This is a genomic window from Zobellia uliginosa (genome assembly GCF_018860745.1).
Lineage (GTDB): Bacteria > Bacteroidota > Bacteroidia > Flavobacteriales > Flavobacteriaceae > Zobellia > Zobellia uliginosa_B.
On the sequence record NZ_JAHKPY010000008.1, the window covers coordinates 1 to 20,811 of the forward strand.

At 38.2% G+C, this 20,811-nt stretch carries 17 protein-coding genes; 10 read left to right on the forward strand and 7 right to left on the reverse strand.

What is annotated here, in order from left to right:
- The 3 genes from KO521_RS10815 to KO521_RS10825 all read right to left on the reverse strand — a co-directional run.
- A partial coding sequence (locus KO521_RS10815; protein ID WP_215939944.1) for a hypothetical protein occupies positions 1 to 1,116 on the reverse strand: 1,116 nt, incomplete at its 3' end.
- A 441-nt stretch (positions 1,117 to 1,557) separates the two neighbouring features.
- Positions 1,558 to 2,709, reverse strand: coding sequence for a gliding motility-associated C-terminal domain-containing protein (locus tag KO521_RS10820; protein ID WP_215939945.1), 1,152 nt, complete (start codon positions 2,707 to 2,709; stop codon positions 1,558 to 1,560).
- Between the two features lie 30 nt (positions 2,710 to 2,739).
- Entirely contained in the window at positions 2,740 to 6,027 is a 3,288-nt protein-coding gene (locus tag KO521_RS10825; protein WP_215939946.1) for a beta strand repeat-containing protein, read from the reverse strand.
- Positions 6,028 to 6,353: 326 nt separating this feature from the next.
- Here KO521_RS10825 and KO521_RS10830 point away from each other — a divergent pair, with 326 nt between their 5' ends.
- The 6 genes from KO521_RS10830 to KO521_RS10855 all read left to right on the forward strand — a co-directional run bounded on the left by KO521_RS10830 (position 6,354) and on the right by KO521_RS10855 (position 11,797).
- Positions 6,354 to 7,103: a hypothetical protein gene (locus KO521_RS10830; RefSeq protein WP_215939947.1), complete on the forward strand. Its 750-nt coding sequence runs from the start codon at positions 6,354 to 6,356 to the stop codon at positions 7,101 to 7,103.
- A complete protein-coding gene (locus tag KO521_RS10835) occupies positions 7,090 to 7,872 on the forward strand; it encodes a carboxypeptidase-like regulatory domain-containing protein (RefSeq protein WP_215939948.1) in 783 nt (260 codons plus the stop codon). Before KO521_RS10830 ends, KO521_RS10835 begins: the two co-directional genes overlap by 14 nt.
- A 48-nt stretch (positions 7,873 to 7,920) precedes the next feature.
- Positions 7,921 to 8,427: a DUF6702 family protein gene (locus tag KO521_RS10840; protein ID WP_215939949.1), complete on the forward strand. Its 507-nt coding sequence runs from the start codon at positions 7,921 to 7,923 to the stop codon at positions 8,425 to 8,427.
- Between the two features lie 60 nt (positions 8,428 to 8,487).
- A complete protein-coding gene (locus KO521_RS10845; RefSeq protein ID WP_215939950.1) occupies positions 8,488 to 10,800 on the forward strand; it encodes a M1 family metallopeptidase in 2,313 nt (770 codons plus the stop codon).
- Positions 10,801 to 10,883: 83 nt separating this feature from the next.
- Complete coding sequence (locus KO521_RS10850; RefSeq protein WP_215939951.1) at positions 10,884 to 11,222, forward strand: Sec-independent protein translocase subunit TatA/TatB; 339 nt, start codon at positions 10,884 to 10,886, stop codon at positions 11,220 to 11,222.
- Between the two features lie 2 nt (positions 11,223 to 11,224).
- Complete coding sequence (locus KO521_RS10855; RefSeq protein WP_215939952.1) at positions 11,225 to 11,797, forward strand: phosphatase PAP2 family protein; 573 nt, start codon at positions 11,225 to 11,227, stop codon at positions 11,795 to 11,797.
- On the opposite strand, the gene KO521_RS10860 is transcribed toward KO521_RS10855, so the two are convergent.
- On the reverse strand, positions 11,763 to 12,404 hold the full coding sequence (locus KO521_RS10860; RefSeq protein WP_215939953.1) for an O-methyltransferase: 642 nt from the start codon (positions 12,402 to 12,404) through the stop codon (positions 11,763 to 11,765). The two genes, KO521_RS10855 and KO521_RS10860, sit on opposite strands and share 35 nt — an antisense overlap.
- A gap of 68 nt (positions 12,405 to 12,472) precedes the next feature.
- Here KO521_RS10860 and KO521_RS10865 point away from each other — a divergent pair, with 68 nt between their 5' ends.
- From KO521_RS10865 to KO521_RS10875, 3 genes are all read left to right on the forward strand, one after another.
- Positions 12,473 to 12,940 (forward strand): GNAT family N-acetyltransferase, encoded by a 468-nt coding sequence (locus KO521_RS10865; protein ID WP_215939954.1) that lies wholly within the window; start codon positions 12,473 to 12,475, stop codon positions 12,938 to 12,940.
- Between the two features lie 56 nt (positions 12,941 to 12,996).
- Complete coding sequence (gene kynU, locus KO521_RS10870) at positions 12,997 to 14,268, forward strand: kynureninase (RefSeq protein WP_215939955.1); 1,272 nt, start codon at positions 12,997 to 12,999, stop codon at positions 14,266 to 14,268.
- A gap of 190 nt (positions 14,269 to 14,458) precedes the next feature.
- Entirely contained in the window at positions 14,459 to 15,508 is a 1,050-nt protein-coding gene (locus KO521_RS10875; RefSeq protein ID WP_215939956.1) for a M12 family metallopeptidase, read from the forward strand.
- 183 nt (positions 15,509 to 15,691) lie between these two features.
- Here KO521_RS10875 and KO521_RS10880 read toward each other — a convergent pair whose 3' ends face one another.
- From KO521_RS10880 to KO521_RS10890, 3 genes are all read right to left on the reverse strand, one after another.
- On the reverse strand, positions 15,692 to 16,372 hold the full coding sequence (locus KO521_RS10880) for a hypothetical protein (protein ID WP_215939957.1): 681 nt from the start codon (positions 16,370 to 16,372) through the stop codon (positions 15,692 to 15,694).
- A 97-nt stretch (positions 16,373 to 16,469) separates the two neighbouring features.
- The gene (locus KO521_RS10885; protein ID WP_215939958.1) at positions 16,470 to 17,375 is read right to left on the reverse strand and encodes a PorP/SprF family type IX secretion system membrane protein; all 906 of its coding nucleotides are present in this window, start codon (positions 17,373 to 17,375) and stop codon (positions 16,470 to 16,472) included.
- Positions 17,376 to 17,385: 10 nt separating this feature from the next.
- Entirely contained in the window at positions 17,386 to 19,818 is a 2,433-nt protein-coding gene (locus KO521_RS10890) for a gliding motility-associated C-terminal domain-containing protein (RefSeq protein WP_215939959.1), read from the reverse strand.
- 408 nt (positions 19,819 to 20,226) lie between these two features.
- Here KO521_RS10890 and KO521_RS10895 point away from each other — a divergent pair, with 408 nt between their 5' ends.
- A complete protein-coding gene (locus tag KO521_RS10895) occupies positions 20,227 to 20,775 on the forward strand; it encodes a ClpP family protease (RefSeq protein WP_194526267.1) in 549 nt (182 codons plus the stop codon).
- Positions 20,776 to 20,811: the final 36 nt, after the last annotated feature.

Below are 20,811 nucleotides of genomic sequence, written 5' to 3' on the forward strand. Positions count from 1 at the left end.
TGCTAGTATAGCTGCATCTGCATCTGCTTCGTTTGCGTCAACGTCGTTTTGTACCGCTGTAATATCGGCAGACTCTTCCAAATCGGAAAGGTCAACGGTTACGGAAGTAGTCCCTTCGTCGATTTTCAGAACACTTGCAGCGTCTATGGAAGCGGCTGTAATATCGTCATCCGCGGTTGCGGCAATTTGCCCGTCCACATAGGTCTTAACGGCAAGCTCGGTCGGGAACTTGGTATCTGTTGGGTCAGCAAGGGTAACGTCGGTTGATTTATTGGCGGCATCCTCTTTTAGAGCTATGGCCGCATCCGCGTCTGCTTCATTTGTATCAACATCGTTTTGAACTGCTAGTATAGCTGCATCCGCATCGGCTTCGTTTGTGTCGACATCGTTTTGGACTGCTAGTATAGCTGCATCGGCGTCTGCTTCGTTTGCGTCAACGTCATTTTGAACTGCTAGTATAGCTGCATCTGCATCCGCTTCGTTTGCATCAACGTCGTTTTGCACTGCTAGTATAGCTGCATCTGCATTGGCTTCGTTTTGATTCACGACCCCTTGTAAAGCTGTGATATCTGCAGATTCTTCTAATGCGGAAAGGTCTGCAGCAGTATTATTACCGTTTTCAATATCGATATTTAAAATAGAGGTTGCAGCATCTAAAGTGGCATTCTCTAAATTTTGGTTGTCCGTACCAACAAAATCTATGGCGTTGGTACCATTATTAAAAGTATAACTACCATCTAGGTTGTCTACTAAGCTTGCTTTAGAAATTAGAGTGGTAATACCGGCTTCATTGGTATAGGTAACTGTACCATCATTATTATCCAATAAAGCGGTGATGGTTTCCCCTGCTGCAATGTTCACACATAGACTGGACCAAATATTACCTTTGTACTGAAAGAGGCAGTTTTGATCGGTGTTGAAGACCAATGCGCCATTTAAAGGTGTAATACTGTTCATTTGAGCATCAGTTACCCGAGTAACCACAAATACTCTGGTAGAACTTTCCAGTTCCATTAAAGAAGAGGCGTCAATTTGGTTAATGTTATCTCCTATTTTTACTTGCGAAAATGCAAAGTGCGTCAAAAAGAGGAGGACGACGAGGGGAACGTGTTTCATCTTAAATTTTGGTTTTAATCACTTATTATTAGATAAGCGATAGGTTCTGTTTTAGTTATCCTTTTTAAATACATATTTAAAAGGGCAGGTAAATAACTTTAAAGAAAATTTAGATTCTTACAGAGGGGTCCCTGTGGGGAGATGGATTGAAATAATACCATTGAATCGACATTAAATACAGAATAAACTTACCTATTTTGTGGTAAGAATAAAATGTAAATCTCTGATACTTATAAATTATACATCAGAGTCTCTTTAATCTTTTTTCTGTAAAATTAGGATTAGATCGATGAAACACACACAATTTGTTGTGAAGTGAAGAGAAAGTGTAGTGTCATAAGGGAAACGAGTTGTAGGTAAAATCTCTCGTTTCAAAAATAAGTCAAAAAAATCCGATGAACGGTATAAAAAAAGAGGTCTTTCACGACCTCTTTTTTTAAATTAATCGTTCGCCAAATATAAAAATCCTTGGAATTCAAGGTCCAAATCGTCTAAAGTAACAATATAAAAGTATACCCCGGAAGGAAGACCTTGATCTCTTGTTACTACGAAATTATTTTGTGTAGAAAGTCCGTTGAACTCATTTGTGTAATTTGATTTCTCAAAAACTTTGAGTCCCTCACGGTTATAGATCTGTATAAAGTTATTAGGAGATAATGCCAATTCCGGAATCTCAAGAAAGTCATTGATGCCATCTCCGTTAGGGGAAACAAAATAGTTTTCCAGGTCTAGAAAATCTCTGGGTTCGCCAGCAGCGGCAAAAGTAATTACCTCATAATCATCCGGAATAAAAGACCCGGAAGCTACAACCCCTTCGTTTAAATCTCCTGCAGGTGCCGCTTCACTAAGGCTTTCCCATTTGTTGGATGCTTTGTTGTACCCAACTATAGAAATTTCGTTTACATCGTTAGTCAAAAGCCCAATATTGCTACGTTCGTTCCAAGAAAGCTGAACGGAAGAGGACACAGAACCTTCCAAACGCCAAAATTCTACCGTACTGATATCGCCAATCTGTGCGTCTTTATTATTGGTGTTAAACGAACCGGATAGGGTAGAAGGGCTATTGGGGTCTTCTAAAAAATAGGCGCATCTTGCCAAAGTATTAACAGCTTCGGAACTTAATATTAAAGGGCGCAACTGCTCTGTATCTCCCACAGGGAAAATAAAATTCTGTTGGTCATTTACACTAGCATAACCATCTACTTTACTAATATTGCTCTGGCCATTGGGAAAAGCATCTGCCAAGAAGTTAAGGGTAATAGCAGGTTGTGCGCGATCGGTTATTACATTACCGGTTATAAAGTTAGCGTTGTTCAATACATTTAGCGAGGTCTGTACGTCTGTGGCATTACCGGTTACAAATTCTACATCATAAAGGGTAGCGGGTAAGCTGCCACTTATGGTACGAAAGTCATCTCCGTAAAAACCGACCAAGCCCAAATTTTCATCAAAACTGCCGTCATTAATAAGATCGGTATGTAAACCCATGACACCATCTTCATGAATACGCAGGTTACCGGCATTGTACAAAGCTTCTTGTGCTTGTATGCCCGATGCCAAAATAAGTGCCGCTATGTATAGATGTTTTTTCATGTTCAATGCAGATTGAATCTGTTGGTCTTTTTATTTATTTAAAAGGGCTTTGATTTCTTCTATATCGTTTTTCATGGTTTTCAACTCGTTTGCCATGGCTTCTTTTTCCGCTTTAAGTCTATTGATTTCTTTTTCTTGTTCAATAGTATGAAGGAAAAGCTCTTCTATTTTTTCAAGATGAATAGTATTAGCATTGCTCAAATTGTATGAGCCTTCATCCTTTATTTGTTCTGCTGATAAAATGCCTGGCAAGTGATTATTCTTTTTTACAAAAGCTTCAATTTCTTCCAGACTCTTAAAATTATAAGATCTTTTTAGCTTTGAGTATCCATTAAAGTACTTCTGAAATACATAATCCGGATGTACTTGAGTAGCCGCTACCCAAACACCACCATCTACTTGAAGGTCACCAGCCACGTGTAGCTTTCTTGTTGGAGCGGCAGTTCCGATACCTACGTTTTGTGTAGCGTCAATTCTTATGGCTTCTGTGCCATCAGTTGAAAATGCCAATTGAGTTACACCAGCTCTATACATTCCCATTCCAGTTTCAGTATAAAACCCATAGCTTGGACTATTGGCTGATCCAATCGGACCCGAAAAACCACCCCTACTTCTAATAGATCCATTTACGTCTAACTGATCTTGGGGAGCACCAGGTAAGGCACCTATGCCAATATTACCGCCTCCAGTATCAAATGATAAGTCATTACCATTTAAATCGATGGTTCTATCTTCAGCTAAAGTAACATCTTCATTTTCCAGATTTTCTGGAACAGCCCATACTGTTATACCTGCTGCATTGGTACTTAAAACTTCACCGTCAACACCTGCTGCAATTTTCCCTACTGTTACAGCATCGTCCGCTAATTGAGCGGTATTAATTCCTAAAGGAGCTACTGAAAGGTTTGTTGCGCTTCCGTCTCCTGTTATTGTTAGTCCATCGCTAGTAACTGCACCTGCAGGAACAGTTCCCCATGCTACAGCACCTGCAGTCGTAATAAGAACTTCGCCATCTGTAGCACTAGGAGCAATTTTTCCTATGGTTACATTAGCATCTGCAATATCATCAGTCTGTACTTCACCATCTAAAATTTTGATTGAGGTAACTCCGTTATCAATTAAACTAATAGCATTAGCAGCATCCGTACCATCGCCTATTATTGTAGTTCCGTCAGTAGTTATTGCACCAGCGCCGCCAGTACCCCAAACAGTTTGTCCAGCAGCATCGGTAGTAAGGACTTGACCTACAGCACCAGGACCATTTTGAGCAATTATATTTCCGTATACTTGAATGTCTTTGTTGTTTTTTATAGTCAGGGCTTTGTCATTTAAATCAGGATTCACATCAGAACCTGGACCAAATGTTTCGTTTTGAAGAAAATGAAAATCGCCCCTAGCCCAAGATTCTTGACTTTCATAAACTAAAGCACCTTTTCCATAAGTACCGACAGTTTCTGTAGAAAACAATATACCTGTAGCTTCACCCGGCATGTTGGCGTTTTGATTTTGTAGCTCTAAAGCATATCCTACTCCAGGGAAATTATCTGCAATGTGTACTTTAGCTTCAGTAGTTTGTGGTCCGCCATCTAAGCCTACATAAAGAGCTCCATAACCTATAGAACCAACTTTTCTACCTTCAGGATCCCAATAAAACTTATCTCCATCATCAGTTGGGTCTCCATTTATATCAGCGAAAAAAATAGAATTTGTATTACCGGTATGACTTGCTGCGGATGCAACAATCCAACTTGCTGCGGTATCATCCCATTTAATAATTTGATTGTTCGTTGCACCATTTTGGGCAATATCAAGTAAGTCAATGGTGCCATCTTCTATTTTAGCAGAGTTAATAGCGTCATCAGCTACGGTGTATTCGTTACCAATAAGACCAGTTCCAGAAATCGTATTTGCATCAAATAGCGCAGAAGCTCCACTTGGTGGAAGATCAGACCAAACTACTACACCACTGGCATCTGTACTCAGGTATTGTCCATTGGTTGCTGAAGGTTCTATTTTAATAGGTGTTACATTAGCATCTACAATTTTGCCTGTTGAAATGGCGCCATCAGCTACAGTATACTCGTCACCTGCAATTCCTGCTCCTGAAATTGTATTCGCATCAAAAAGGGCAGAAGCTCCGCTTGGAGGTAAGTCAGACCATACAACACCAGTTGCATCAGTAGTTAAAAATTGCCCTGTAGTTGCTGAAGGTTCTATTTTAAAAGGATTTCCAGCTGTACCAATACCAGTTATTGTAGTTCCGTCGGCCACTTCGGTACTTCCACCGCCCCCACCAACTGCGGTTAATTCATAAGGTGTTGCCGCAGAACCATCTCCTGCAACTGTAATACTCGCAGTAGAGGTTATTTGTGCTGTTGTTCCACCGCCACCAGCTAAAGCACTAAGGTCAACTTCATTAGTAGCAGTTGCGGCATTAGTTATTGTTAGTATGTTTGTTGCGGGGTTATAATCTAAGTCTTGTAATTCGTTCGTAATGCTTCCATCAACTATACTAGCATTTATTACATAAGGAGTATCAGCAGTACCATCTCCTTGTATAGTTACATTGTCTCCTGCGTTTATATTGGTATCGGATCCATCTGCCGTTGGCAAATCAACAAAACCGGGCGTACCGCTTATAGAAAGTCGGTTACCTGTTAAATCTAGAGTTTGTAATTCGTTAGTAGGGCTATTGTCGTTATCTGCCGCAATAGCTGCTGCATTGGCTGCAATGCTCGTTTCAAGTGGGGTAGCATCAAAAAAGGCACCGCTATCCGCTCCCGCAACTATGGCGTTATTGGCATCATCGCTTATGATGTTACCACTGGTAATGAAACCAATATCATTATTAAAGAAACTTAAAGGAAGACTGTCGCGATCAATAGCAAAAGGTCCTACTGCATTTTCTGCAATTCTAGCCTTATCTATCGCGCCTGCAGCTAGTTTACCCGGCCCAATAGAGCCATCTTGCAAGTCAACTCCGTTAATACTACCATTTACGATTTGATCTGTAGTAATACTGTTAAGCGGCACTTCAAAATCATCTCCCTCGCACATACTTACCCAAGCTGCGCCATCAAAATAATAGACACAATCTGCGGTAGTATTATAAACCAAGGCACCACGGTTGGGTACAATGGCCGTCATTTGTAGTGAGTCTACCCTAGTAATAACCAAAACTTTATCGGAACTTTCTAGTTCTAGAATAGAAGATGGGTCAATGACTTGAGGGTTGTCACCTATTTTTACTTGTGCATGAGCAAAACTGATGAGGAAAAAACCGACAAAAAACAGCGGTATCGAGATACGCTTTTGCATACAATTAAGATTTAAGGTATTAAGGTCAACAAAAATAAAATTATCTGGGTATTATTCTAATTTAACAAGACAAACTACATGTAAGTCTAGCTAAAAGGATTACAGGTGTTAGAAATGAGATAGTTATGTCATCTTTTTTAGTTCAATCGGGAATTAACAAAAGTTTAGCCACCACGATTTTTTTAAGACCAAAACATGTATTTCCTTTATCAACTTAATAAAAATGCGATAACTCTATTATAGTACGAAAGTACTTCTTATAAAGTTGCCGTGAAATTCATTTTAAAAACCATATCCTTTTCAAAGGCTACTTATTAAACAACCAAATGAAGATTATCCCTACTTTACTACTCGTACTTTTTAGTTTTACAACTATAACCGCCCAAGATGGTGATCGCTCCTTGTTACGTGGAACCGTATTGTACCGGAACATAAGTGTACCCAATGAAAATGTAATTAACATTACCACGGAGAATGCGGTAATATCCAATGATAATGGCCAGTTTGCCATTATGGCCAAAGTTGGTGATGAATTGGCGTTTACAGCGGTTAACTATAATATGGAAGTGGTAAAGGTTACCGAAGAAATTATAAAAAACGGTCGTTTGGTAGTTGAGGTAAAAGAAAAGGTTACGGAATTGGATGAAGTAGTGGTAAGCCCTGAAAATGAGGAGAAGTTCATAAAATTACAAAACGAAGAGTTTAAAAAGGTGGAATATGATATTGACCGCTCTACGGAAGTAGAAAATATAGCTTTAAGCCAATCAGAAAGAGGGATGAAAGATGGAATTAACTTTGTGAATATTTTTAAGGCGTTGGCAAAAGCAGGAAAAAAAGACGATGGCGACACACGTCCTCGTATGAAAATGAGCCAAGTACTTAGACAAGTATACGATGATGAGTTTTTTGTGGCTGATTTAAACTTACCGCAAGCCTCTATCCCCGATTTTCTTATTTACGTAGATACCCATGAACCTGAATATGCATTGCTCTTAAAGAAAAATGAATTTGAGTTGATTGATTTTCTAGTTAATAAAAGCAAGGCGTATCGAGAACAATTGAATGAAGAGAAATAAACTTCTTTTTCTAATTTTTTTCTTCCTCTTGTTGCGTTTATGCGCACAAGATTTCTTTTCCGATGAACTTAAGGGCCGTGTCTATAGCAAAGATGGCGATGTGGCCGCAACACATGTTTTAAATACAACCACCAAAAAAGGTACGATTACTGATATTGACGGATTTTTCAATATTACGGCAAGACTTAATGACACTTTGGTCTTTTCCGCAATACAGTACAAGCGTAAAGAGATTGTAATTACCCTGAATATTCTAGAAAGTAAACTGCTAATGATACCTTTGGAGGAGGCGTTAACCGAGTTGGATGAGGTGGTGGTTATGCCCTACAGTCTTTCTGGAAATATAGCGACCGACCTTGAAACCTTAAGAACAGAGCCTGTTATTACGGCCTCAACAATGGGCCTTCCCAACGCATATGTAGTTCCTATGAGCAAAGCTGAAAGAGAATTTAAAGCGGCAACTGCAAACCCGTATATGAGTTTTGATCCGTTGATTAATATGATTACAGGTCGAAAAAAGATGTTAAAGGCACGAGTAAAAAGAAATAATACGTACGCCCGAACAGAGCGTGTACGTGAATTTTACGCAGACTCGCTCTACACCACGGAACTAAAGATTCCTCTAGAAAAAATAGCTGAATTTATGTATTTCTGTGAAGTAGATGCTACTTTTCAAGACATTGTTGATACACATGACCGGTTAAAAATCTGGGCGTTCATGAAACGGAAAAGTGTGGTGTATCTAAAAAATTACGAAGACGAAGAATAGCTAAATTTGGCACAACATTTGCCTATTTTTGCGATAGAAAACGAGATTATGAAATCCTTTAAAAAGTTTCTGATATTATTAGTACTTCCATTATTGGCGTTTTCGGCTGTACATAAGTTTTATGTTAGCGTAACAAACGTAAACTATTCCAAAAAAGACAAGGCAATACAAATTACTTCTCGTGTGTTTATAGATGATTTGGATAAATTGTTGTTGGAGCGATATGACCTAGAATCTCAATTGGATACTGAAAATGAATCTCCGTTAGCAGATGAATATTTGGAAAAATACCTGCGTTCAAAATTTGTAATAGAGGTAAATGATACAACCGCTTCCTATGATTATATCGGTAAAAAGTACGATGCAGATGTGGTTGTTTTTTATATAGAAGTACCCAACATAGATTTGGAAGCGATAAAAACGGTCCAAATTGAGAACGAAATGCTGATGGACCTTTTTGAGGATCAGCAAAATGTAGTGCACTTTAAATTCGGATTTGATAAAAAGAGCTTCGTTTTGATCAAATCGCGTACTAAAGGAATGTTAAAATTATAACATCTACGAAACTATTCCTTAAAAAACTCTATTTTTCAAAGATTAAAACCACATTGATATATGAACAGATTAAGGTACGGTCTAACCTCGTTACTTTTTGTATTTGCCAGTGTTCTAATGGCACAACAAGGTGTAAATGCAGAAAAGGATCCAGGTCATTACAACCAAAGTAAATTTAAACAGTTATACGAGGAGTTCGCAACTCCAAATAATTATCGTTCTGCCTCCGGTACTCCAGGCCCCGATTATTATCAGCAGCAAGCCGATTATAAAATGGATATTGAGCTTGATGATAAAAATGCTAAAATCTTTGGTACGGAAACTATTACCTATACCAATAATTCACCAGATGACTTAGAATATCTTTGGTTGCAATTGGATCAAAATGTACGTGCCAAGACGTCAAAATCCCCATTGCGCGATGGAGGTGGAGTTCCCATGGCAGAGCCGGCAGGTTCGTTTGCACAGAAATATATGACCGAGCCTTTTGATGGCGGTTTTAATATAGACTATGTGAAAGATGCGAACGGAAAACCCATGAAATATACCATCAACCAGACTATGATGCGTATTGATATTCCTCAGGCATTGAAGAGTAAAGAACAAATTTCATTTTCAATAAAATGGAATTATAACATTCCTAACCATACGGTTAACAGAGCACGTTCTGGGTATGAGTATTTTGAAAAAGATGGGAACCGTGCTTATGTTATAGCACAGTTCTTTCCACGAATGGCTGTCTACAGTGATGTAGAGGGTTGGCAGAATCATCAATTCTGGGGTAGCGGTGAGTTTGCCCTTACATTTGGAGATTATGATGTAAACATTACCGTACCCGCAGATCACGTGTTAGATGCTACGGGATCACTTCAGAATAGAAAGGAAATTTTTTCTAAAGAGATGATGAAGCGTTATGAGAAAGCAAAGAAGTCTTATGACAAGCCTGTTCTAATCGTAACTCAAGAAGAAGCCGAAGAAGCGGAAAAAGGTTTTTCCGAAAAGAAAAAGACATGGAAATTTAGAGCAGAGAACGTAAGAGATTACGGTTTTGCAACTTCAAGGAAGTTTATTTGGGATATGCAGGCGGTTAAGGTTGGTAACAAAGATGTTATGGCAGTATCGCTTTATCCAAAAGAAGGTAACCCACTTTGGGAAGAGTATTCTACAAAAGCGGTGGCGCATACTTTAGAATCATACTCATCTCATACATTTGATTATCCTTATCCCAAGGCAATTTCTGTACATGCCAAACAACAAGGTATGGAGTACCCAATGATTTGTTGGAACTACGGACGTCCTAACGAAGATGGTACCTATTCCGATCGTGTAAAATATGGTATGATCAGTGTAATTATTCACGAAGTTGGACATAACTTTTTTCCAATGATCGTAAATTCCGACGAGCGCCAATGGGGATGGATGGACGAAGGTCTTGATACTTTTATGCAGTTCATGGCAGAGCAAGAATTTGGTGAGAAATTTCCAGAAGCTATTTCGCCAAACGAAAAGTATCCTTCACGAAGAGGAGACCCTTCTAAAGTTGTTCCTTACATGGCAGGAGACCAGAGTACGATTGCTCCGATCATGTCAAATCCAGAAAATGTATACCAATTGGGTCCTAATGCATATGGTAAGCCTGCCACGGCACTTAACATTCTACGAGAAACCGTAATGGGTAGAGAGCTTTTTGACCATGCATTCAAAACCTATTCTCACCGTTGGATGTTTAAGCACCCAACTCCTGAAGATTTCTTTAGAACTATGGAAGATGCTTCTGCAGTAGACTTGGATTGGTATTGGAGAGGATGGTTCTATACTACGGATTTTGTGGATATAGGTGTAAAGGGAATCAAAAAATACTATGTAACGGATCAGCCAAGCAAAAAAATGCAAGAGTATATGGCTGCTCGTGGAATTACAGAGGCAGATTTACCACCATTGGTTTATTTGGCAGAAGAAGGTAGTGATGATTTAGATACTAACTTAAAAGGCAAAGCACCTTCTGAGAGTTCTAAGTCTTTAAAAGAATTTATGATGGATAACTTAACGGCCGAGGAAAGAGCAGCGGTTAAAGAACCTAAATATTTCTATGAGGTTACTTATGATAAGCCAGGAGGAATTCCTATGCCATTAATAGTGGAATATACATATGCAGACGGTACAACTAAGAATATAACCTACCCACCTGAAATTTGGAGAAAGAATGACAAGGAAGTGAGCGTAGTGATCTCCTCACAGACAGAACTTACCGGTATTGTGGTGGATCCAAAAGCAGAAACTGCGGATATTGATACCTCTAACAACGCATGGCCTAAGAAACAGGAAAAATCTGATTTTGATAAGATGAAGGAAAACGCCGTCAAAGGCAAATAAATTTTTGTTAATATCACAAAAAGTCCTGTTAGGTTTTCTTTACCTGACAGGACTTTCTATGTAAACTTGATTATATTTGTTGTATGCATTCATTGTTCTTTATATTCATTAGCGGTGGCGAAATCTTCTTTATCATGTTTATTGTGGTAATGGTTTTCGGTGCTGATAAGATACCCGGTATAGCCAAGGGGCTGGGCAAGGGTATGCGTCAACTTAAAGACGCCACGGAAGATATTAAACAAGAAATCCAAAAAAGTGCTGATAAGCAGGGTATTGATACTAGCTTTATTACGGACATCAAAAAGGATATTGATGACGTTAAGGATAATATTACTTCAGGAATCGGTAATGACATCAAAAAAGGAGTAAGTGACGTTAAGAAGAGCGTGGATGATGTTACGGGAACTATCAAAAGAAGTTAGATTTGCTGAATCGCATCTTAGAATGGGATAGAGAAACCTTTATTTACCTTAATAACTTAGGTATTGAAGATCATGATCAATTTTGGATTATTGTCACACATTTTTCTACTTGGATTCCACTTTTTTTATTATTCCTTGTTTTGATTTTTCTTAAATACCCTAAGAGGGAAGCTATTTTTGTTGTGCTTACCATTGTTTTAATGATTGCGTTCGTATCTACGATTACGGACCTGACCAAAGAAGTTGTAGCGCGTACGCGACCCAATAACAATGAAAATATTAATACGTTGATTAGGATACTGAAGCCATCTTCTACCTACAGTTTCTTTTCAGGTCATTCATCCAGTTCCTTTTCCGTAACTACTATTGTAGTTCTCTTTTTGAGACGACGGTTCAAATGGTGTTGGTTATTTTACATCTGGCCGTTACTCTTTGTTTCCAGCCGTATTTTTGTTGGAGTACATTTTCCTATAGATATTATTGTAGGGTCATCAGTAGGGGTTTTATCGGCTTGGCTTTTCTACAAACTTTACGTTCAGCTTATCGCACCCTACTTAGGGTTAAGCCATCCCTAATAGGTAATAATACGGTTTCTATACGAGGGTCCTCTTTCAATTTTCTATTAAAGTCCAATAGAATGGGTGTTACCTTGTCTTTTTTGTCTAGCGGTTCAACTACTTTTCCGGACCAGAGTACATTATCGGATAATATAACGCTGCCAGGTCTTGTCTTTTTCATGACCAATTCAAAATAATCCGGATAATCTTTTTTTTCGGCGTCAATAAAAACAAGGTCAAAAGTAGCTTCTAATTGAGGAATAATTTCCTTTGCATCGCCTACATGCTGAAAGATCTGGTCTTTATATACGCTACGTGAAAAATAGCGCTCTTGAATGTCCTGAAGTTCTTCGTTAATATCTATAGTGTGTAGTTGGCCGTTCTTTTGCATGCCTTCTGCAAGACAAAGAGCGGAGTACCCGGTATAGGTTCCTATTTCAAGAATATTTTTGGGATAGATCATTTTAGATAATAAGCTCAATACCCTACCTTGAAAATGACCTGTAAGCATCCGTGGGCGTACTACTTTTAGATGGGTTTCCCTGGTAAGTTCTTTTAGTAGTTGGGGTTCGTTTTCGGAATGGTTTTGAATATAATCCTCTAAATCCGCAGATAAGAAATGCATGCCCTGAAATTTATACAAATATATAGTATTTTAGAACTTCGTAACAGAAGAATTAGACCCTTTAAACTATGAGTGAATTTGTAACCAGAAGCGCAGTATTGGGTGACTTGGATACCTTAAGAGAGTTTGAGCAAGGAATCATTGCTTTTGAAAGACCTTATGATACTACTCTTAAGCCAGATCCAATTAGCTATTATGACTTAGGTGAGTTGATAAAAAGCGATGAAGCAGAGATTATAGTAATTGAACACGAAGGTCAATTAATAGCCTCGGGTTATGCTAAAATTATGAGCGCAAAGCCTTATCTTAAACATGATGCGTACTCTTACTTAGGATTTATGTTTACAGATGCTAATTATAGAGGAAAAGGTTTGAACAAATTAGTAATTGGGGCATTAAAGGATTGGTCCAAATCAAAAGGTATTTCTGAAATACGACTAACCGTGTATAATGATAATGACGGAGCTATTAGAGCTTATGAGAAAGTTGGTTTTAAGGCGCACATAGTTGAGATGAGAATTGATACCTCAAAGTAGCGCTGTATTAGTTTTAATATCATTTCCTAAATTGTATTTTTGAAAAAAACTGCCCTATGAAATTCGAGAACACCTTGGCGTTTGCCCAGAAACTGGATGCTGATGATAAACTGCGAAGCTATCGCGATGAGTTTTACTTTCCTAAAGTAAATGGTAAGCAGGTTATTTATTTTACGGGGAATTCTCTAGGCTTACAGCCCAAAAGGACTCAGAAATTTGTTGATGAGGTAATGAAGGATTGGAAAGACCTTGCAGTAGAAGGTCATTTTCATTCGGATAAACCTTGGTGGGATTATCATGAGCAATTAGCCGCTCCATTGGCTAAGGTGGTAGGGGCAAAGACAGAGGAAGTATCGGTAATGAATACTCTTACTGTAAATCTACATCTTTTGATGGTCACCTTTTACAGGCCCACGTCAAAAAGATATAGGATTCTTTGTGAGGAAAAGGCATTTCCATCCGATCAGTATATGTTGCAAAGTCAGGTAAGACATCATGGTTTCGACCCGGACGATGCCTTGGTAGAGGTGAAAAAAAGAGAAGGTGAAAATTTTTGGAGAACCGAAGATGTTCTAGAAAAAATAAACGAAGTTGGTGATGAATTGGCCTTAGTTCTTATAGGTGGGGTGAACTATTACAACGGACAGGTTTTTGACATGAAAGCCATTACCAAAGCTGGTAAAGCGGTAGGAGCCAATGTGGGTTGGGATTTAGCTCATGGCGCGGGTAATATAGAATTGAAATTGCATGATTGGGATGCAGATTTTGCCGCTTGGTGCAGTTATAAATATATGAATAGCGGTCCTGGTAATGCTTCCGGTGTATTTATACATGAGCGTTATTTAAATCAAAGGGATATTCCTAGGTTTGAAGGTTGGTGGGGAACCAAAAAGGAAACCCGTTTTTTAATGAAACCGGAATTTGAACCTATGGAGAATGCAGACGCTTGGCAGTTGAGTAATCCGCCGGTATTATCCGTAGCACCTTATTTAGCTTCTTTGGAAATGTTTGAAGAAGTAGGTATGGAGGCTTTAATAGCCAAAAGAGATGTAATAGTTGCTTATCTAGAGTTTGTTCTTCATGAAATTGATAAGGATATAGAAGGCACCTCTTTTGAAATCATTACTCCTGAAGATAGAGGAACACAGCTTTCTGTTTTTTTACATGGACAAGGTAGACCACTTTTCGACTATTTGATGGAGAATGGTGTCATCACAGATTGGCGCGAACCCAATGTTATTCGTTTAGCTCCAGCACCTTTTTATTGTTCGTTTGAAGATATGTATCGTTTTGGTCAAATCTTAAAAGAGGGCATCAGCACTATTTGATTTTTCTTCTTGGCTATGAACGTTCTCTAACCAATCTATTTGGTTTAGTGTTGTTTTTCTTTGCTTTTACATTTGTGCATTTCATCGATTATTTATGAGCTAGACAGCTAGTACGGTATTTATTTGCGTACATAAGAAGTAAGTTTTGGCCCCAAAATTTAAAATGAACATGAACACTAAAAATGTAAAAATGAAAAACAAAACGTTCCCTACACAAATTATGCTTTTTCTGGCGGCATGCACTTTTCTGTTAAGTGCCTGTACTGAAGATACTATTGAGCAAGAAACCGAGGTTTCCGTAAATCCTGAAGCAATAGAAGAATTAGAAGAGGATTCCCAATTAATCACTAAATATTTTTTAGGCGATGCCGTTCAGGTACGATTAGAAGAAGATGGTACCTATAGTCTGGCGGGTACGGATACGCGCTTGTTTGAAGATCAACTTGCAGATTCTCCGGATGCCTATAACCCAAACCCCGTTCCAGGTGAGGAACTTACGGCCTTGGCTTTAGCAGGTGGCATTAGAAAATGGACGAACAATACTGTTTATTATGTAATAAATGGACTAAGTGCTTCTGTGCGCAGTGAGTTGGAAAAGTCATTTGCCGAGTGGTCTAACAAAACCAATGTAACTTTTAAAGAACGTACCAATCAATCTAATTATGTAACCATATCTTCATCAGGTTCTAATAGTAATTCTGGAGTAGCTACTTTGGGAATGTACAATTCTCGCGGTTATATTCAACTGGGTACTAGAGCTACTGCTGTTGTTATTATTCACGAATTGGGTCATACCTTGGGTTATATTCATGAGCAAAATAGATCAGATAGAGATAATCATATTATCATTAGAACAGAGAACATCCAATCTAATGCACAAGATCAGTTCTATAAGAGTAGTTCAGCTACATTGCTTACAGGTTCTTTTGATGTGAACTCCATTATGATGTATGGTAGTTACACGTTCAGTAAAAACGGAAGACCTACTATAACCGATCTTAACGGCAATACATTGCCACAGCGGCAAGCTCGTTTATCCACTCTGGATATTCAAGGTACTAATGCGGCATATCCTTCATCGGGTGGTGGTAATCCAGACCCGGAACCTGAGGATTTATGTGATTCTACCGCTAATTATTCATCAAGTAAGCGCTATAACGTAGGGGATTATGTGTTGTACTACGGTCGTCTCTACCAAAGGGATTTTACGCGTTGGAACTACATTAAAAATTGTAATTAAAACCAACCAGGGGTTAAGATAGGGTAGATTTACTGCCCAATACAAATTAAAAAGACCATCTATTTATGATGGTCTTTTTTTTACTTTGACAGGATGTAAAATTCCATGATATAAATCTTAAAAAATTATATATTTTATGGATTCTCATTTCCATATTGAATACTAGCTGAAACAAATGAGTTCTTAGTTGGTTTTTACGTCAATTTTGGAGAAGAAGAGTTTAAAGCTGCCATCTTCGTTCTGATGCATTTTTGCAATTTTGAGTCCGCCTACTTCTGTATAATCTTCCCAAGTGGTGGTCATTGATGGTTCTTCTTGATTTCCTTTTCTAAAAACCCATTCTCTAACAAGATAATCGTCACCAAAATAAAAGTCATAAGCATCACCTGGCGTGTAACCACCTTCTTGAGTGTAAACCACAGTTAGTTTCTGCATTTCTTTTTTGCTGATAGGAGCTTCTGCTTGTGGAGTAAGTTTATGGGTGCTTCCATTTTTATCCCATAGAATATTAATAGGGGCAATTAGCCAATATTTATCATTTATAAAACCGCCATTGGTTTTGTAGGCAGTACTATCCATATCTTTCCTGCTGTATACCAAAGTGTCGTTTGCAGAAATAGCGGTTACTAGGTTGGCTTTAGGTTTCCAAATCCATGTGCGTTCAAAGTGCGAGGTATCTCTATCCACGTTGAAAGTAAATTTAAGTTCTTCTACCTTGTTCCAATTTTCGTAGCCGTTAGCGTAAGCTATCTTTTCAAGAATCGTTGGTTCTTTTTTAGGTTGAGGTGTTTCGGTTTTTTTGGTCTCTTTACAGCCAAGAATAAGAATTGTAAAAAGCAGGATTGCGGAAAAGTACTTTGCCATAGCTAATTTTTTTATAAAGATAAATGCTTTTGATGAAAGCGCGATACCGACCAAAAATCAATATATCTCAATTCATAAGAAAAATTAGATGTTGTTTTTAGAAGTAACGGGGAGATTTCATTGCTTTTAGTCCTCTATCAAACAACTCATAAATAAGAATAACCTCATGTGTACCACCTGAGTAAGGCCTAAAAGTAGATGTAGGCAAATCATACGCATACCCTATTCTAAAAGAATCGGAAATGGCATAATCCATTAGCACACCAAAACTGTCTGAATCATTGAAACGGTATGAAGCTCCAATCCAGAATTTCTCATAGAAAAGAAAATTTGCGGTTACATCATAAGATGCTGGTGCACCATTGGTATATTTTAATATGGCCGTTGGCTTAAATTTTGTTGTTTCACCTAAATCAAAAACATAGCCGCCAATAGCGTAGTAACTATTACGCTCAAGAGCTACAAACTCACCTTTGTTTAAATCGGTATTTAAAATACGTGGGGCAGAAGCGCCAACGTACCACTTGTTTGAACTTATGTAAATACCAACACCCATATTAGGGTTCCATTTGGTAAAACCATCAAAGAAAAAGGGATCGTTCTCATCTGGAGTTTCTAACTTGTAATTAGTGGCACCACCTTTAAGTCCCAACGCCATGTTTACTTCTCTACTTAGTGGTACGGTATACGACACATCTGCATAGATATAGTTCGTTTTCTCGTAACCTGATTTATCGTTTATGTAGGATAAACCAACTCCCAAATTACTAAAGCGTATTGGGGTATGAACAGATAATGTACTTGTTGTAGGATTACCTTCTATTCCTGCCCATTGGTTTCTATGTAAAGCCGTAGCGTTTAGCGTTTGTCTACTGCCTGCGTAAGCTGGGTTAATAGACATTGTATTATATACATATTGGGTAAATTGTGGTAATTGTTGTGCATTTGAGAAAAAGGCACAGCATATCGCCAGAATTACCAGGTAATTTCTAAATGCTGTCATGGTTGCCTTTTTAGTTTGATCCAATATAAATGTATCCGTTTACAGGTTGTACTTCATTAGTTCCAAATCCTATTATATAGTAATACGTTCCTGATGCAAGCATACCTGAGTTTCCTAACGAATTCTCCGGTGCAAATCCGCTCCAATCATTAGTATAATCGTTATTCTCATACACAATATTGCCCCAACGATTAAAAACTTTTAGATGGTAGGTATAATCACACCCTTCCAATCCGGTAATTTCAAAGCGGTCATTAATACCATCTCCATTGGCTGTAATCGTTTTTGAAACGATAAGGTTTTCCGCGTCACAAGGTAAATCTGCTTCCACAATAATAATCTGGGTATGAACCGTTTCATTACCATTGTTATCTACTGCAATCCATGTTCTTGTTATTTCGTACCCTGTACTACAATCCCTGTCGTTTGTTGCAGTTTCGCTAAAGGTTACTTCAGGGTCAGTATCACAATTATCAATAGCGGTTAATATATCTGCCTCAGGAACGGAATCGCAATCTACCGTAATGTTCTCTGGAAGTTCCTCAACAAATACAGGGGCTTCTTCATCCATTATGCATTCATCGGATATAACCGTAATAATCTGAGTATGGGTAAAAGTATTATTGGCATTGTCAGTTGCCGTCCAAGTTCTGGTTATTTCATATCCGGTCTCACAACTACGATCATTAGTTGCCGTTTCCGTAAAAGTAGTAACAGGATTGGGGTCACAATAATCAATAGCGGTCAGCGTAGCTGCATCTGGCACACCATTACATGGCACGGTAATATCACTTGGAAGGTTTTCTGCAAAAACAGGAGCTTGTACATCGGTAATATGAATTACTATGCTAGTTGGGTCTCCATTTCCAATACCACATTCATCAAAAGTGAATGAACTATTAGAGGTTTGCTGTGTCATATTAATTTCACCCATGTACATTGCTACGGTTTGAGATTCTGAGTTAAATTCACAAGCTGGAATACTTGAAAAATATGCATCATCTTTAACGCGTACAGAGTATTGAATTGTATATGGTGCGCTAGTAACATCTGTTAATCCATCGGCCACATTAAAAGTAAGTTCACGTGTTACAGTGTCAAAATTGTATGTGATTTCGCTTGGTAGAGGCTCAACACCTATAAAATCCATTTCTTCTGGAACACTAGTAGTAAATGATAAATCTCTAATATTGTCGTTTCCGGTATTGGCAACATCCAAATATATCTGAACAGTTTCTCCGGTACGCGGATTCTCGTCTGAAGGCGTAGCGTATAAATCCAAGGTGTTCAATGAAGGTTCGTAAACCTCTACGGCCATTCCAAGAAGGTAAAGACCGTATACTTCTTGATCAGAGGTCATACGTACCGTTGCCGAGGTTTGGTTATTGGTCATTAATGAGTTTCCTGAATTATATAAATCAAATAAACTGGCATCAAACCCCAAGGTATTTGAACTGGCAGGAGTACGGTCTAAAAAATCAGAACCGTGTGTGGTAATAGAACTATTGAAAAAGTTATTTGCGGGTCTCATTGCCGTAGTTAGAGGTTCCCATGAACCTGAAGTATCCATCATAAGTAACTGATCACGGGAAATACCTCTGTCTCCTTCTAAAGAACCAATTACCATATTAGCTTTTACTTCGCCATTCGGGACGGTTTGAAATCCATCAAAAGTAACATCAAAATTATTATCGTCTCTGGTAATATGAGCGTACCCGTCAAAAAGAGTAATGTTCTTTTGTGGTAAAAGGGGGCTTTGCCATACTACAACAATTTGCCATCCACCAGAAGTACCGGTTCTTCCTCCGGCATGAGAAAGTAACTGTCCTTCCGTAGCCTTAACGTTTGCTACTTGATAAGTTCCAAAAGGATCACTTAGCCCCTGTACCCAACTGGTAATATCTTTAACACAGATATACGGGTCATTCACAAAATGGTCATCTCTACCGCGGTAAATAACTTCATCCGCAGTTAGTGTTGCCTCATAAGTACTAGATCCGGGCAACATTAGTTTTATATCGTTATAATTCCAAGAAGGTTCAACACCTCCATTTCCGGCAATAATAGTACCGGACCCATTTACCTCGTATTCCTTATCGGCCGCTGCCCAATAAAGAAAAACACGTTCAATAGTCAAACAAGAGCTTCCAGGTGAAGGGTTAGCCAAGTTTGCGCTACTGGAGTTAAAAGTAGTGGGGTCACTATCTATATCTACAAATACATTGTCTGAAAAATCGTGATTACTACCATTACCATTATAACTGTTGGTAGCATGTCTAGACAGAACATTGTTGGCGATCATAGTAAAATCACCTGTGATAGTTTCTGAATACCTTGGAGTAAATCCTTTTTGTAGCTGTGCACTGGTTGTATTAAAAGCCAAAAGGAATAAAAGGAACCCAAAGGTTCTCGTTAAATTTTTAAGGGGTATAGGTTTCTTCATAATTATAGGTGTGTCTATCAATTTAAGTTGATGTACATATAATCAGAAGCTACAATACGGTCTTTACCTGTAAAGTTTTGTAATGGTGTAATTAAGGTCAAGTTCAATTTGTAGCAACTAGGTTATTTGGGATAAAAAAGTGCTGTAATTTTATAGCATATATTTATTGCATTCACTACAAAGTTCGCTTAAAGTCTTGTTATTTAGTAGAGTAACCGTTGAATGAACGTTTTATTCGCCAGCGGCTATTATCTATAGACGAGTGGTTCGTAAATATCGATGAGCATATTTGGACTGCTTCGGACAGGTCGTCAAAAAGAACGATAAAAGGTAATTATATTGATATTGGATATACACTGTTATGGTACAGATAAATTGTTTAATTTTGATATGTATAAACAATAGGAAATGAGTGCTAAAAAAGGAAAAGTTCAAGAAGCGATAGACGAAAAATTGTTAGAAGAAAGAAAAGTCTTCTTATGGGGCATGGTAGATGATGATTCTGCCAAGCACGTAATTGATCGTTTGTTGTATTTAGATATGCAGAATAATAAAGAGATTCAATTATATATTAATAGTCCAGGTGGTTATGTTACTTCTGGTTTTGCAATGTATGATATCATAAAATCGCTAAAAAGCCCTGTTTCTACAATTTGTACAGGTCTTGCAGCTTCTATGGGTTCAATTTTGCTTTCTGTTGGAAAAAAAGGTAGAAGATTTATTCAGCCACATGCACAGGTAATGATTCATCAGCCAAGTGGGGGAGCAAGAGGTCAGGCTTCGAATATTGAAATTCAAGCTAAAGAAATAATCAAGACCAAAGAATTAAGCGCTCGTATTTTAGCGGATAATTGTGGTCAAGATTATGAAAAAGTATTGAAAGATTTTGATAGGGATTATTGGATGAATGCGGAAGAATCCATTGCATATGGTATTGTAGATGGTATTCTGGAATAGAAACTCTATTCTAATAACAAATAAAAAAGACCTTCG